The sequence below is a fragment of the Mesorhizobium sp. M1342 genome, from assembly GCF_040317955.1.
Classification (GTDB): domain Bacteria; phylum Pseudomonadota; class Alphaproteobacteria; order Rhizobiales; family Rhizobiaceae; genus Mesorhizobium.
In genome coordinates this window covers 54,314-70,000 of sequence record NZ_JAMYLI010000009.1, presented here as the reverse complement: position 1 = coordinate 70,000, position 15,687 = coordinate 54,314, and the positions used below count along the sequence as shown (strand labels likewise).

Below are 15,687 nucleotides of genomic sequence, written 5' to 3'. Positions count from 1 at the left end.
GCTAAGTGGGAAAGGATGTGAGGATCCCAAAACAACCAGGATGTTGGCTTAGAAGCAGCCATCATTTAAAGAAAGCGTAACAGCTCACTGGTCTAAATAAGGGTCTTTGCGCCGAAAATGTAACGGGGCTAAAGCCATACACCGAAGCTTAGGGTTTGGTCCGCAAGGGCCAAGCGGTAGCGGAGCGTTCTGTAAGCTGATGAAGCCATACCCGTGAGGGGTGGTGGAGGTATCAGAAGTGCGAATGCTGACATGAGTAACGTAAGGGGAGTGAGAGACTCCCCCGCCGAAAGACCAAGGGTTCCTGCTTAAAGCTAATCTGAGCAGGGTTAGCCGGCCCCTAAGACGAGGCGGAAACGCGTAGTCGATGGGAACCACGTTAATATTCGTGGGCTTGGAGGTAGTGACGGATCATTGAGGTAGTCCAATCTTATCGGATTGAACGGGCTGCTGCGTGGTTCCAGGAAATAGCTCCTCCTTATAAACCGTACCCGAAACCGACACTGGTGGTCTGGTAGAGTATACCAAGGCGCTTGAGAGAACTATGCTGAAGGAACTCGGCAAATTGCACGCGTAACTTCGGAAGAAGCGTGACCCTTTTCTACGCAAGTAGAGGAGGGTGGCACAGACCAGGGGGTAGCGACTGTTTATCAAAAACACAGGGCTCTGCGAAGTCGCAAGACGACGTATAGGGTCTGACGCCTGCCCGGTGCTGGAAGGTTAAGAGGAGGGGTGCAAGCTCTGAATCGAAGCCCCAGTAAACGGCGGCCGTAACTATAACGGTCCTAAGGTAGCGAAATTCCTTGTCGGGTAAGTTCCGACCTGCACGAATGGCGTAACGACTTCCCCGCTGTCTCCAGCATAGACTCAGTGAAATTGAATTCCCCGTGAAGATGCGGGGTTCCTGCGGTTAGACGGAAAGACCCCGTGCACCTTTACTATAGCTTTACATTGGCATTCGTAGTGGCATGTGTAGGATAGGTGGTAGGCTTTGAAACCTGGGCGCCAGCTCAGGTGGAGCCACCCTTGAAATACCACCCTTATTACTATGGATGTCTAACCGCGGCCCGTTATCCGGGTCCGGGACAATGTATGGTGGGTAGTTTGACTGGGGCGGTCGCCTCCTAAAGAGTAACGGAGGCGCGCGATGGTGGGCTCAGAACGGTCGGAAATCGTTCGCTGAGTGCAATGGCATAAGCCTGCCTGACTGCGAGACTGACAAGTCGAGCAGAGACGAAAGTCGGTCATAGTGATCCGGTGGTCCCGCGTGGAAGGGCCATCGCTCAACGGATAAAAGGTACGCCGGGGATAACAGGCTGATGACCCCCAAGAGTCCATATCGACGGGGTTGTTTGGCACCTCGATGTCGACTCATCGCATCCTGGGGCTGGAGCAGGTCCCAAGGGTATGGCTGTTCGCCATTTAAAGCGGTACGTGAGTTGGGTTCAGAACGTCGTGAGACAGTTCGGTCCCTATCTGCCGTGGGTGTAGGAATATTGAAAGGATCTGTCCCTAGTACGAGAGGACCGGGATGGACGGATCTCTGGTGGACCTGTTGTGGCGCCAGCCGCATAGCAGGGTAGCTATATCCGGACGGGATAACCGCTGAAGGCATCTAAGCGGGAAACCCACCTTAAAACGAGTATTCCCTGAGAACCGTGGAAGACGACCACGTTGATAGGCCGGGTGTGGAAGAGCGGCAACGCTTGAAGCTTACCGGTACTAATAGTTCGATCGGCTTGATCGTTCTCATTCCTTATGCTCATCTGACAAAGTCAGATGTTCTCACTCACGCTTGTTCCGCCCTGCGGGCGGCGCTACGTGGGTGCGGCGCATCAGCGCCGACGGTCGGTCGACCTTGCGAAGCTTCGCTTCGAAAGGCGCCAGGACCAAAAGAACTGTAAAGGCACAAAAAAGACCAGCGAACAGCTCAGAGAAAGCAGCAAATAGGGTCCCTATTCGCTACTCACTATTGGCTATTCGCTCAAAAAAGCTTCTCGAACAACGTGCGTTTTGCCGACCTGGTGGTTATGGCGGAGCGGCTGCACCCGATCCCATTCCGAACTCGGCCGTGAAACGCTCCAGCGCTGATGGTACTTCGTCTCAAGACGCGGGAGAGTAGGTCGCTGCCAGGTCTGCCAAACGCACGTTGAACTCACATCCAATCGGATGTGAGAGAAATCTTCTCTTTATGAAATGGCCCGCCAAGGGATCACGGGCCGCGTAAGCGGCCCTTTCATTTGGTCAGCCATATACCTATCTGTAGGCCTCGGCTTACACAAAAAAAGCAACCAAGCGCTTGCCTGGAAACGCAAGCAAACGCTTGCTTAGAAACGCAAGCAAACGCTTGCTTAGGGTTGACGCGGGGTGGAGCAGCCCGGTAGCTCGTCAGGCTCATAACCTGAAGGTCACAGGTTCAAATCCTGTCCCCGCAACCAAATACAAAAGAGCCCGCCCTCGTGCGGGCTCTTTTGTATTGTGCCGTGGTGCCGGCGATTTAACCTGTCATCAGGCGCCCGCAAGCAAGCGGAGCCGACGCCGCCGGACAGAAAACTCAATCCTGTCCCCGCAACCAATCTGCGGTAATCAAACGGCCCGCCTGGCACAAAGCCCGCGGGCCGTTTTGATGTTCGGCTGGGCTGGCCATCGATTGCCCCGGATCAGGCGCCCGCAACAAGGCGAAGCCCAAGCTGCGGGACAAAAAACCCAATCCCGTCCCCCGCAAACCAATCTCCACCAAACAACAGTCCCCCAGGCACCAGCCAGCGGGCCGTTCGCATTCGGGGGACTGCCGAAGCTTCTCGGAATACGCCGGATGGTCCGAAGGCTGCCGTAAGCCGACGCAGCAGCAGACTTCTTGGCTAAGCGACATGGAGAGCGTCACGCCGCGCCCGGAATAGATGCTATCAAAGACAAGATCGTGGCTTCACGCGATAAAGACGCGGCCGGCGGGAGGGCACCACGCGAGCTCCTGGGTGCCGATACTCTAACCACACTCTCCGCGGTTCGCGGCCAAAGGCCGGAAAGGCCCTGCCTAGCCCGTACGGCACCTTGGCGGCCCGCGACCAGCTTCGTCGATCGGAGCGTATAGGTCCCCGAAGGAGGTCGTGAAATATATTTCAATATGTGAATTATATTGACAACATGCGCCGAGGCTGTAATGTCCCGATCGTCGGCTTTCGGAGGAAGGTCGGCATCATCAAATCCATACGGCAGCGCTCGCTGAGCGTCTGCGACGGTCATTGAGGATGGCTTCGGCCAAGGGAGGAAACTTGCGCAAATTTCTGAGCACGCTCGCAATCGCGGCGGCTGCATCGACCTGCTTTGGGTCGATGCAGGTACGCGCCGAAACCCCCAACCCGTTCAAATGCGAGCCGGGTGAAAAATACGTCATGAACGTCATGGTCTCGGGCGTCGAATACTGGTTCCCGGTCTATGAAATGTTCAAGCAGGCCGGCCAGCAGTTCGGCTGCGAGACCGCCTATACGGGTACGCCGGAATACGACGTCAACAAGCAGATCGCGACCTTCGACCAGGCGCTGGCGCAGAAGCCTGCCGGCATACTGGTACACCCGATGAATTCCGATCCGTTCATCGAGCCGATCAATCGCGCCATCGAACAGGGCACCGCGGTGGTGACCTTCGCCGCCGACTCGCCGAATTCCAAGCGCGTTTCCTACATCACCTCCGACAACAATGCCGAAGGCACCTATGCCGCCGACGCCGTTGCCAAGGCGATGGACGGCAAGGGCGAATATGCGGTGCTGGAGAATCCCGGCCAGGACAACCACGACAAGCGCGTCAACGCGTTCGTTGCCCGCATGGAAGCCAAATGGCCTGACATGAAGCTCGTCGGCCGCGCCGCTTCGAACCAGGATCCGACCAAGGCCTATCAGGCGGTTCTGAGCCTGGCGCAGGCGCATCCTGATCTTGGCGCCGTGTTCATGCCGGAGGCCAACTCGGCCATCGGCGCTGCCCAGGCCGCCAAGGAAGGCGGTGGCAAGATCCGCGTCATGCTCGCCGACGTTAATGCCAAGATCCTCGACATGATCAAGGCCGGCGAGATCTTCGGATCGGTCAATCCAAACCAGGGCATGCAGGGCTATATGGGCTTCATGCTGTTGTGGATGGCCAAGCATCCCGGCCTGATCGACCCGATGAACGACGCCAAGCGTTCGGGCTTCAACCCGATGAGCGTGCCCTTCGTCGACAATGGCTTCTCCATCGTCTCCAAGGACAATGCGGACGACTTCTACTGGGACAAGTACCTCAAGCGTCGCGGCACCAAGGGCATCGAGGAATAGCCTCGATTCTCACCGCCCCGGCCTCGGGAAGGCCGGACCAACCGGGAAGGAGGCTTCGGCCTCCTTCCTCCCCGCAAGCATCGCAGGAGCATGGCGTGACCCAGGCGCCCATTCTTGAAATCCGCGGCCTGTCCAAGGCGTTTGGCCCGGTCAAGGCGCTGAGCGATGTCCAGTTCGAGCTGCGGCGCGGCGAAATCCATGCGCTGTGCGGCGAGAACGGCGCCGGCAAGTCGACGCTGATGAACATGATCGCCGGTGTATTGCAGCCCGACGAGGGCGACATCCTGATCGATGGTGAGCGTGTTTCGATCCACTCGCCCGCGGCCGCCCAACGCCTCGGCATTGCGCTTGTCCACCAGGAAATCGCGCTGTGTCAGGACGCCACCGTTGCCGAAAACATCTACATGGCCGCGATCAACAGCCGGCGCGCGCCGCTGATGAATTTCCAGAAGCTCTACGCCGACGCCCAGAAAGTGATGGATCTTCTCGCACCCATTCCGGTGCGTACCAGGGTCGCCGACCTCTCCATTTCCAACCAGCAGCTTGTCGAGATCGCCAAGGCGCTGACGCTCGACTGCAAGGTGCTGATGCTTGATGAGCCGACCGCGGCGCTGACCGAAAGCGAAGCGCAGCGCCTGTTCTCGATCGTGCGCGGGCTCAAGGAACGTGGCATTTCGGTGGTCTATATCAGCCACCGCATGGCCGAGATATTCTCGCTCTGCGACCGCGTCACCGTCTTCCGCGACGGCCGCTACGTGGCGACCGATCAGGTCGCCGCCGTCTCACCGGACGATGTCGTGCGCAAGATGGTGGGCCGCGAAATCACCCAGCTCTATCCCGACAAGCTGGCGCCGCAAGAGCTTGGGCGTCTGCTCCTCTCGGTCGAGGGGCTTTCCGATGGGCGCCGCTTCGCCGACGTCGATCTGCAGCTTCGCGCCGGCGAAATCCTGGGCATAGGCGGCCTGATCGGCGCCGGTCGCAGCGAGATCGCACAGACGGTCTGCGGCCTCAGGCCAATGACCTCTGGAACCGTCGCGCTCGACGGAAAGCAGCTCCGGCTACGCGGCTATGGCGATGCGGTCAAGGCGGGACTGGTCTATCTCTCTGAGGATCGCAAAGGCTCCGGCGTATTCCTCGATCTGCCGATCGCGGCGAACATCTCCGCGCTCGACCTCGGCCGGCTCACCGGGCGCCTCGGCCTGCTCGACCGCAAGGCCGAGGATCGTCAGGCGAGGGAACTGACCGGCAGGCTCGGCGTGCGCATGGCCGGCATCGAGGCCGCCGTCTCGACGCTGAGCGGTGGCAACCAGCAGAAGGTCGCCATCGCCAGGCAGCTGTCCGTCAGTCCCAAGGTCATCATCATGGACGAGCCGACGCGCGGAATCGATGTCGGCGCCAAGGTCGAGATCCACCGGCTGCTGCGCCAGCTTGCCGGCAGCGGTGTCGGCGTCATCGTCATCTCGTCGGAACTGCCGGAGCTGATTGGCTTGTGCGACCGCGTTCTCGTGGTGCGCGAAGGCAGGATCGCCGGCGAACTCACCGCCGACGAGCTCGGCGAGGAAGCCATCATCATGCTCGCCTCTGGCGTTCAGGATAGTTCAAATCAAAGGCAGGCCCAGAATGTCGCCTAGGGAATCAGGAGAAGCGCTCGTGCACGCCGAGATCAAGGCCGCCGGGCGGCGCATCAATTTCGCTCAGCTCGCCTCGATGCGCGAGGCCGGGCTGATCGTCATCATCCTGGCGCTGTGCATCGCCATGAGCTTCGCCTCGCCGCACTTCCTGACATGGGGCAATTTCCGCGCCATGCTGATGAGCTTCTCCATCGAAGGGATCGTCGTCGTCGGCATGACGATCCTGCTCATCGTCGGCGGCATCGACCTTTCCGTCGGCTCGGTCGTATGTTTCTCGATGGTGGTCTCGGGTGCGCTGTTCCTCGCCGGCCTCGACCCCTGGACGGCAAGCCTGATCGGCATAGGCGTCAGCGCGCTGATCGGCGCGGCGATGGGCTTCTTCGTCACGGTGATAGGCCTCAATCATTTCATCACGTCGCTGGCCGCCATGGTCATCGTGCGCGGCATGTGCCTGGTCGTCACCAAGGGCACGCCGCTGTCGCTGTTCACCCTGCCGCCGGCCTTCAAGGCCATCGGCCAGGGCAGTTTCAACAACATCCCCTATGTCATCCTGATCTTCGTCGTCGTGGTGGCGATCTTCGACTTCCTGCTGCGCCGCGCCACGGCCTTCCGAAAGGTTTTCTACACCGGCTCCAACGAGAAGGCCGCGCAGTTCTCCGGCATCAGGACCAATCAGGTGAAGTTCTGGGTCACGGTGCTGTGCTCGACCCTCGCTGGACTGGCCGGTGTGATCTACATGGCGCGCTTTGGCGCGGCGACGCCGACCTTCGGCGCCGGCATGGAGCTCAACATCATCGCCGCGGCCGTCATCGGCGGCGCCTCGCTGAATGGCGGCTCGGGCACCATCTTCGGAGCGATCCTCGGCATGGCGTTGCTGTCGGTGGTGACGAGCTCGCTTATCCTGCTCGATGTCTCGGTCTATTGGCAGGACATGATCAAGGGATGCATCCTGCTGGCGGCGGTGTCGATCGATCACTTCCTGCACCGCAAGAAGTCCTGAACCTCAAAGGCGGCGAAGCAAGACCATGGCCCCTCCCAACACCCGAGACGACATCGCCGCTGTTCGTCAGATGCACCAGGCGCTTGTCCTGCATTATATCGAAGGCAAGACCCAGGCCGAGATCGCCGGGGAACTCGGCCTCTCGCACGCGACGGTCAACCGGCTGATCAAGCGCGGCCACCAGCTCGGCCTCGTCGAGATCAAGATCAAGTCGCCGATCGACCATCTGGTCGACCTGGAAGCGCGGCTGGTTGCGCTGGGCGGCATCGAGCGGGCGATGGTGGTGCCGTCGGTTTCCGAAAATCCGCACACGGCCCTGCAGCGGGTCGGCGAGGCGGCGGCTGGGCTGCTGCTCGACACCATCAAGGACGGCGACACGATCTCGATCACCGGCGGCAAGGGCGTCAGCGCGCTGGTCGCCGGTCTCAAGCCGGGGCGCCGATACGACGTCGAGATCATTCCCGCAACCGGCCTGGTGCAGGGCAAGCACTATACCGACGTCAACCACGTCGCCTCGCTGATGGCCGACAAGCTCGGCGGCCGCGCTTACCAGATCCATGCGCCGCTGTTTGCCGACACCGCGCAGCAGCGCGAAATGCTGATGGGCATCAGCTCCGTCGCCGACGTGTTTCGCAAGGCGCGCGAGGCGGATGTCGCGGTGGTGGGTGTCGGCTCCATCCTGACCGACGATTCCAGCTACTACGACCTGCATCCGTCCTCGAATGCCGATCGCCAGGCGATCGAGAAGTCCGGGGCGACAGGCGAGCTGCTCGCTCATCTCATCGACCGCCAGGGCAAGCTTTGCAACTACTCGCTCAACCGTTCGCTGGTCTCGTTGACGCTTGACGAGTTCGCGACCATCCCGCGCTCGATCGGCATTGCAAGCGGCCCCAGCAAGGTCGCGCCGATCCTCGCCGCCCTGCGCGGCAACCATCTCGACACCATCGTCACGGACGAGGCCACGGGGCTCCAGATCCTCGAGCTGGCCGAACAGGAGGTAGCATGAATTCTCGACAGATCCAGCGGCAGATCGGCAAGTCCGGCATATCGGCGTCGGCTGTAGGCCTGGGCACCTGGGCGATTGGCGGGTGGATGTGGGGCGGCACCGACGAGAAGGAGTCGGTCAAGGCGATCGAAGCCTCGATCGATGCCGGCCTCAGCCTGATCGACACAGCGCCGGCCTACGGTCTTGGCCGCAGCGAGGCGATCGTCGGCACCGCCATCAAGGGCAAGCGCGACAAAGTGGTGATCGCGACCAAATGCGGGTTGAACTGGCATTCGGGCAAGGGCGGCCATTTCTTCGATCAGGACGACAAGCCTGTGCATCGCTATCTCGGCGCCGATGGCATCGCCTATGAGGTCGAGCAGAGCCTGCGGCGTCTGGGCACCGACTACATCGACCTCTACATCACCCATTGGCAGGATCCGACGACCCCGATCGCCGAGACGATGGCGGCGCTGGAAAAGCTCAAGGCGGCCGGCAAGATCCGCGCCATTGGCGCCAGCAACATCAGCGCCGAGGATCTTGGCCAGTATATCGATGCCGGCCAGCTCGATGCGATCCAGGAGCGCTATTCGATGATCGACCGCGACATCGAGAGCAGCCTGCTGCCGATCACCCGCCGCCATGACATTGCCACCCTCAGCTACTCGTCGCTGGGGTTGGGGCTACTTACCGGCACGGTCGACCCTGAGCGCACATTCGGCGGCGACGACCAACGCAAGGACAACCCACGCTTCTCCACGGCCAACCGGCAGAAGGTCGCAAAGCTGAAAGAGGCAATCGCCCCGATCGCGGAAAGCCACCAGGCGTCGATGGCGCAGATCGTCATCGCCTGGACGCTCGCCCAGCCGGGCATCACCTTCGCCCTGTGCGGCGCACGCAATCCTGAGCAGGCGCTCGACAATGCACGGGCCGGGGAGATCACGCTTGCCGCAAGCGAGCTTGCGGCAATCGACGCCGCGGCAGCCGCACATCTCACCGCGATGGATGCCTGAGAAAAAAAGGCAACAGCCCCGATGAAGCGTAGTCATACAATCGCCGGTCTGCGCGACCGGCCGGACATTGCCGTGCTCGTCATTGGTGGCGGCATCAACGGCATCAGCGTCTTTCGCGAACTGGCCTTGCAAGGGGTCGATGTCGTGCTGGCGGAAAAGGGCGACTATTGCAGTGGTGCCAGTGCCGCCCTGTCGCGCATGGTGCATGGCGGCCTGCGCTACCTCGAAAACGGCGAATTCAAACTGGTGCGCGAATCGCTGCTCGAACGCGACCGGCTGCTGAGGAATGCCCCGCACTATGTGGCTCCGCTGCCGACGACGGTGCCGGTCTTCGACATTTTCTCCGGTCTCGCCAACGGTGCGGTGCGTTTCCTGGGGCTGACGCGGCGGCCCAGCCGGCGCGGGGCGCTGGTCATCAAAGCCGGGCTTGCCATGTATGACCTTTTCACCGCTGCACGGCGTTTGATGCCGACGCACCGGTTCAGGGGCCGCGCCGAAACCCTGAAGACATGGCCGGCGATCAACCCGGCGATCCGCAATTCGGCGACCTATTACGACGCCTGGGTGAGCCGGCCCGAGCGCCTCGGCCTGGAGATGCTGCTGGACGCCACGACGAGCGGGGCGAACGCGCGCGCCCTGAACTACGCTCAGGCGTCGTCGACCGGCGACGGCCTTGTCATCACCGACACGCTGACCGGCGAAAAGTTGCCGGTGCGGGCGCAACTGGTCATCAACGCCACCGGTGGCTGGATCGACCTGACCAACAAGGCCATCGGGGCGACGGCGCAGACGATGATGGGCGGTACCAAGGGCTCGCATCTGATCGTCGACAACAGCGAACTGTTCGACGCGCTCGGCGGCCACATGGTCTATTACGAAAACGAGGACGGACGCATCTGCATCCTGTTTCCCTATCTAGGCAAGGTGCTGATCGGCTCGACCGACATCCGGGTCGACGATCCGGACAAGGTCCGTTGCGAGGCGGACGAGCAGCGCTACATCCTGCAGTCGCTCGCCTTTGTTTTTCCCTCAATCAGAGTGGCCGAAAACCAGATCGTGTTTCGCTTCGCCGGCGTGCGTCCTTTGCCGGCCAGCGAGGACAGTTTTACCAGCCGCATACCGCGCGATCACTTTTGCGAGTTCGTGGAAGCGAACGGGCATCTGCCGGCGACGTTGTGCATGATCGGCGGCAAGTGGACCACCTTCCGTTCGTTTGGAGCGCTGGCCGCCGACATGGCGCTGAAGCGGCTCGGCCTCGCGCGCAGCAAGGGCACGCAGGACATGGCCATCGGTGGCGGCCGTGGTTTTCCGGCCGACCCGCAGGTCTGGTGCGCATCATTCGCTGGCGAGCATGGCCTGCCGGTCGAGCGCGCGCACACACTTCTGCAGCGCTACGGCACGTCGGCCGGGGATTTCGTTTCGCATCCGGCAGGCGAACAGATGCTGCCGCAGTCGGACTATTCGGCAAGCGAGATCGGGCGCATCATCGAGCGCGAGCAGGTCGAGTGCGTTGCCGACCTGTTCCTGCGCCGCACCACCATCGCCATTTCGGGTGGCCTCAGCTTCGACCTCGTCAACGCCGTTCTCGACATGCTGGCGGCGCACAAGGGTTGGAGCACCAGCGAGGCCGCCACTGAGCGCTCGACCTTCCTCGCCTTGCTGGCAGACCGGCACGGCATCGACCTCCAGACGCATCAAAGGAGCGCCCTATGCGCGTAAACAAGAAAGTCCGCATGAACCGTCTGTTCGGCGGCGGCCGCTGTCTCGACGTCGCCATCGATCACGGCGTCTGCAACGAGCCGAGTTTCCTTGCCGGGCTGGAAGACATGGCCAGCGTCGTCACCCAGCTGGTCAAGGCCGGCCCCGACGCCATCCAGATGAACTACGGCCAGGCCGATCTGCTGCAGGCCGTGCCGGGCAAGGACAAGCCGGCGCTGGTGATGCGCATCGACATGGGCAATCCCTATAACAGGATACGCCACCGGGCGATGTGGGCGGTGCTGCAGAACGAAGCCGAGCCCTTGCTTGGCGCCATCGAGATGGATGCGGCTTGCGTCGTGGTCAATCTGTTCATGCTGCCCGACGAGCCGGACCTGTTCCGGCAATGCGTGCAGAATATCGCCCGCGTGCGCGCGGATTGCGAGAAATACGGCCTGCCGCTGATGATCGAGCCGCTGGCCATGCTGCCGGTCGCAGAGCATGGCGGCTACATGGTCGACGGCGATTCCGAAAAGATCGTCACCTTGACCCGGCTTGCCCGCGAGATGGGTGCCGATATCGTCAAGGCCGATCCGACCACCGATCCCAACGACTTCCACCGCGTCGTCGAGGCGGCGCGCTGCCCGGTGCTGGTGCGCGGCGGCGGCAAGGAGGATCTGCGTGCCGTGTTCGACAAGTCGGCTGCCTTGATGGCACAGGGTGCGCTTGGCATGGTCTATGGCCGCAACATCTACCAGCATGCCAACCCGAGCGCCGTCGTGCGCGGGCTGATGGCGATCATTCACGACGATGCCGATGGCGGCACGGCCTGGGATCTGTACAACCAGGCTTAGGCTGCGGCCTCGGGAGGCGCCAATGGCAAGCTATATCCTCGGTCTCGATGCCGGCAACACCGTCATCAAGGCTATCCTCTTCGACCTGTCCGGCCGCGAACTGGCATTCGCCGCTCGTGACGGCCGCTCATCCATGCCAAAGCCCGGACATGTCGAACGCGACCTCGACGAACTCTGGCGCAACGCGGTTTCGGTCATCGCCCAATGCATCGCTGAAGCCGGTATCGACGCCCGCGAGATCGTTGCCATCGGCTGCGCCGGTCATGGCAACGGGCTCTACGCGCTCGATCGCGATGGTGCGCCATTGATCGGCATCCAGTCGCTCGACACACGCGCGGTCGGCATCGTTGCCGAATGGGCAGAGCAGAATGTCGGCGACCGCACCTATGCACACTGCCTGCAACGGCCGTGGGCGGCGCAGACGCCAACCCTGCTTGCCTGGCTCAAGCGCTTTTCGCCGGCCTTGTTCGCCAGCATCGGCACCGTCTTCCTGTGCAAGGATTTCGTCGTCAACCGCCTGACAGGTGCGCGCAGCAGCGATACCTCCGACATGTCGGGCTGCGGCCTGCTGCAGATGCGGGATCGGCGTTACGAGCCGGACCTGCTTGCCGCCTATGGGCTCGGCGACTGCGCGGACCTGCTGCCGCCAGTGCTGGAATCGGCCGACATTGCCGGTCATGTCAGCGAGGACGTGGCGGCCCTGACGGGACTGCGCGCCGGCACGCCTGTCGTCGCCGGGCTGTTCGATGTCGTCGCCAGCGCGGTCGGTTCGGGCGTGACCAGAACCGGTGCCGCCTCGGTCATCGCCGGAACCTGGAGCATCAACCAGGTCATCACCGACGAACCGATCCGCGACCCTTCGATCTTCATGCTGTCGACTTTCGATCGCCAGCGCTATCTGGCGATCGAATCCAGTGCCACCTCGGCCGCCAATCTCGAATGGATCGTTCGCGAATTCCTCGAACATGGCGGCGAAGCCGGCAAGTCGCCGTTCGAATTGTGCAGCGAACTGGTGGCGTCAGTCGATCCTAACAGTGACATCCCGATCTATCATCCCTTCCTGTACGGCTCGCAGCAGAATGGCCATGCGCGCGCCGGCTTCTACGGTATCGCCGGCTGGCACAGCCGAGCACATCTGCTTCGTGCGCTGTTCGAGGGCGTCGCCTTCGAGCACAAGCGCCATGTCGAGACCTTGCACAAAGCGGGCGCCGATTTCGACCAGGTGGTGCTGTCTGGCGGCGGCTCGCGCAGCAGCGTCTGGCCGCAGATATTCGCCGATGTGCTCGGCGTGCCCGTCACTGTGGCGCGCAGCCGCGAAACCGGCGCGCTGGGAGCGGCGATCGCGGCGGGCACCGGGGTCGGCATCTTCGCGGACTACAGCGCAGGTGCCGCCGCCATGACTGCGGCCGCTCGACACTTTGTGCCTGACGAGGCGGTTGCCGACGCGTATGCACGGCGGTATCGACTGTACGGCGAGATCAACCAGGCGATGACCCCGATGTGGGAGCGCATCGCCGGACAGCAGGCGCGCACGTGACCGAAGCTCCACCGTCCCCGTTCGGCAGTTACGACTACGTCATCGTCGGGGCCGGCTCCGCCGGCTGCGTGCTCGCCAACCGGCTCTCCGCCGATCCGCGCAACAATGTGCTGCTGCTCGAGGCCGGGGGCAGCGACCGCTATCACTGGGTCGATATCCCGATCGGCTATCTCTTCTGCATGGGCAACCCGCGCACCGACTGGATGATGAAGACCGAGCCGGAAGCCGGTCTCAATGGACGCAGCCTCAACTATCCGCGCGGCAAGGTGCTCGGCGGCTGTTCATCGATCAACGGCATGATCTACATGCGAGGCCAGGCTGCCGACTATGATTGTTGGCGGCAGGCCGGCAATGCCGGCTGGGGCTGGGACGACGTGTTGCCCTATTTCCTCAAATCGGAAGACTATCACGGCGGCAAGAGTGCCATGCACGGCGGTGGCGGCGAGTGGCGGGTCGAACGGCAGCGGCTGTCGTGGCCGATCCTCGACGCCTTTCGGGACGCTGCCGAGGAACTCGGCATTCCGCGCACCGAAGACTTCAACACCGGCACCAATGAAGGCTCGGGTTATTTCGAGGTCAACCAAAGGAAGGGCGTGCGCTGGAACACGTCGAAGGCGTTTTTGCGCGGCATCGCGGGGCGCAAGAACCTGCGCGTGGTGCTCGGCGCGGAGACCGAACGGCTCGAATTCGACGGCCGGCGCGTCACCGGACTGGTTTTCCGCCAAGGCGGCCGCCTACACCAGATCCGCGCTGGACAGACGATCCTTGCGGCCGGTGCCATCAACTCGCCGAAGCTGCTCGAACTGTCGGGGGTGGGCCGCCCCGACCTGCTTTCGAGCATCGGCCTGGATGTTCGTCATGCCTTGCCGGGCGTTGGAGAAAACCTGCAGGACCATTTGCAGATTCGCACCGTCTTCAAGGTCGCCAACACCGCCACGCTCAACCAGCGCTACCACAATCTGGTCAGCCGTGCGTCGATGGGGCTGGAATACGCGCTCAAGCGCAGCGGGCCACTGTCGATGGCGCCGAGCCAGCTCGGCATCTTCGCCAGGAGCGATCCACGCCTCGCAACGCCCGATCTCGAATATCACGTGCAGCCGCTGAGCACCGACCGTCTGGGCGAGCCGCTGCATCGCTTTCCCGCGGTCACCGTCTCGGTCTGCAATCTGCGTCCGGAAAGCCGGGGCAGCGTGCACATGGGTTCAGCCGATGCGCGGGAGGCGGCGAAGATCCGCCCGAACTATCTTTCCACCGAGGGGGACCGCAGCGTGGCCGTCGCGTCGTTGCGCCATGTCCGCAGTCTGATGAAGGCAAAAGCGGTGGCGCGCTTTGCGCCGGAAGAGATGCTGCCCGGCACGCAGTATGACAGCGACGAAGAGCTCATCCGCAAGGCCGGCGATATCGGCACGACGATTTTCCACCCCGTCGGCACCTGCAAGATGGGTTCGGATACGATGGCGGTGGTCGACGAGGCCCTGCGTGTTCACGGGCTTGGCGGGCTGCGCGTGGTCGATGCCTCGATCATGCCGACAATCGTCTCGGGCAACACCAACTCGCCGGTCGTCATGATCGCGGAAAAGGCAGCCGAGATGATCCTGCAAGAGGCCCGCTGACCGCCATCGGCTTCAGGCCGCGGCAACACCGCGCGATCGCCGTCTCTCGGCCGCCGCGAGCAGATCGACGAAGGTGCGCACCTTGGCGGGCCGGAACCTGGCCGGCGGAAAGACCGCGTGGATGCCGCCTGACGGCAGGCTCCAGTCGGCAAACACCGGCACCAGTCGCCCCTCGGCGATATCGTCGCTGACGCTGTAGTCCGGAAAGACGCCGAGCCCGATGCCGGCGAGCACACAAGCCAGGGCGGCGGGGCTCTTGTCGCACATGACGACCGGATTGAGTTCGGTCAGCACCGTTTCGCCGTCCCTGGAAAACAGCCATTGGCCGATGCCGCGCAACTGGGTGTTGCCGACCCAGGCCAGCGATCTTGCCTGGCGCGGCGTCACGTCGGGCGGCAGGCTCGCCGCGAAGCCAGGGCTCGCCACCACGATCTGCCGGATCGTCCCCAGGCGCCGCGCCTGGTTCGAGGAATCGGTGAGCCAGCCGACGCGGATGCCGAGATCGATCTGCTCGTCCACCAGATTGCTGACGGCGTCGTCGAAGATCGCCTCGACGCGCATATGCGGATAGGTTCTGAGATAGGCCGCCATGACCGGAGCCACCATCTTGGTGCCGTAGTCGAGTGGCGCCGTGAGCCTCAGCGTTCCGCTCGGTTCGACGGCTCCGCGCGAGATTTCGCCATAGGCCGCCTCCGCTTCGCGCAGGATGATCATCGCGCGGTCATAAAAGAGGCGACCCTCTTCGGTCGGCGTGACACGCCGGGTCGTGCGCTGCAGCAGCGTTGCGCCCAGCTCCTCTTCGAGCTTGCCGATCTGATGGCTGACCACGGCCTTGGCGACGCCAAGCCGGTCGGCCGCGGCAGTGAACGAGCCGGTTTCCATCACCGTGGTGAAATAAGCCAGCCGATTGAGGTTCAGAAGTTCGGCCAAGCTGGCTGCCCTTTGTATGATCAGATCAGACAGTTTGTATAATTGGGCGCCATTTATCGCAAGGCCGCCGTCTGCCACATACGAGCGACGGCCTCGATGAGTCCGGTGGCCGGACAGGAATG

10 protein-coding genes, 1 tRNA gene and 2 rRNA genes (1 of these 13 running past the window's edge) are annotated in these 15,687 nt (G+C 62.6%); 12 read left to right on the top strand and 1 reads right to left on the bottom strand.

Features of this window, described 5'->3' with window-relative positions:
* The 12 genes from NKH06_RS11215 to NKH06_RS11160 all read left to right on the top strand — a co-directional run.
* Window positions 1–1,747, top strand: a 23S ribosomal RNA gene (locus tag NKH06_RS11215); it begins 1,075 nt to the left of the window's first position.
* 273 nt (window positions 1,748–2,020) lie between these two features.
* A 5S ribosomal RNA gene (rrf, locus tag NKH06_RS11210) occupies window positions 2,021–2,135 on the top strand.
* 226 nt (window positions 2,136–2,361) lie between these two features.
* Window positions 2,362–2,438: transfer RNA gene (locus NKH06_RS11205), tRNA-Met, on the top strand.
* Between the two features lie 834 nt (window positions 2,439–3,272).
* Window positions 3,273–4,304 carry a substrate-binding domain-containing protein gene (locus tag NKH06_RS11200; protein WP_013529471.1) on the top strand — a complete coding sequence of 344 codons (1,032 nt, stop codon included), beginning with the start codon at window positions 3,273–3,275 and terminating at the stop codon, window positions 4,302–4,304.
* A gap of 95 nt (window positions 4,305–4,399) precedes the next feature.
* The gene (locus tag NKH06_RS11195; protein ID WP_352440798.1) at window positions 4,400–5,935 is read left to right on the top strand and encodes a sugar ABC transporter ATP-binding protein; all 1,536 of its coding nucleotides are present in this window, start codon (window positions 4,400–4,402) and stop codon (window positions 5,933–5,935) included.
* A gap of 76 nt (window positions 5,936–6,011) precedes the next feature.
* Window positions 6,012–6,935 carry an ABC transporter permease gene (locus NKH06_RS11190; protein ID WP_245270382.1) on the top strand — a complete coding sequence of 308 codons (924 nt, stop codon included), beginning with the start codon at window positions 6,012–6,014 and terminating at the stop codon, window positions 6,933–6,935.
* 25 nt (window positions 6,936–6,960) lie between these two features.
* Window positions 6,961–7,941 carry a sugar-binding transcriptional regulator gene (locus NKH06_RS11185; RefSeq protein WP_023812425.1) on the top strand — a complete coding sequence of 327 codons (981 nt, stop codon included), beginning with the start codon at window positions 6,961–6,963 and terminating at the stop codon, window positions 7,939–7,941.
* Window positions 7,938–8,933, top strand: coding sequence for an aldo/keto reductase (locus NKH06_RS11180; protein WP_023812426.1), 996 nt, complete (start codon window positions 7,938–7,940; stop codon window positions 8,931–8,933). The genes NKH06_RS11185 and NKH06_RS11180 overlap by 4 nt, the downstream gene beginning before the upstream one ends.
* A gap of 21 nt (window positions 8,934–8,954) precedes the next feature.
* Complete coding sequence (locus NKH06_RS11175) at window positions 8,955–10,652, top strand: glycerol-3-phosphate dehydrogenase/oxidase (protein ID WP_352893075.1); 1,698 nt, start codon at window positions 8,955–8,957, stop codon at window positions 10,650–10,652.
* Window positions 10,643–11,485 carry a class I fructose-bisphosphate aldolase gene (locus NKH06_RS11170; RefSeq protein WP_352440800.1) on the top strand — a complete coding sequence of 281 codons (843 nt, stop codon included), beginning with the start codon at window positions 10,643–10,645 and terminating at the stop codon, window positions 11,483–11,485. Before NKH06_RS11175 ends, NKH06_RS11170 begins: the two co-directional genes overlap by 10 nt.
* 22 nt (window positions 11,486–11,507) lie before the next feature.
* Window positions 11,508–13,022 (top strand): FGGY-family carbohydrate kinase, encoded by a 1,515-nt coding sequence (locus NKH06_RS11165; protein ID WP_128304537.1) that lies wholly within the window; start codon window positions 11,508–11,510, stop codon window positions 13,020–13,022.
* A complete protein-coding gene (locus NKH06_RS11160) occupies window positions 13,019–14,635 on the top strand; it encodes a GMC family oxidoreductase (RefSeq protein ID WP_352440801.1) in 1,617 nt (538 codons plus the stop codon). Before NKH06_RS11165 ends, NKH06_RS11160 begins: the two co-directional genes overlap by 4 nt.
* A 12-nt stretch (window positions 14,636–14,647) precedes the next feature.
* On the opposite strand, the gene NKH06_RS11155 is transcribed toward NKH06_RS11160, so the two are convergent.
* Window positions 14,648–15,565: a LysR family transcriptional regulator gene (locus NKH06_RS11155; RefSeq protein WP_352440802.1), complete on the bottom strand. Its 918-nt coding sequence runs from the start codon at window positions 15,563–15,565 to the stop codon at window positions 14,648–14,650.
* Between the last annotated feature and the right edge of the window lie 122 nt (window positions 15,566–15,687).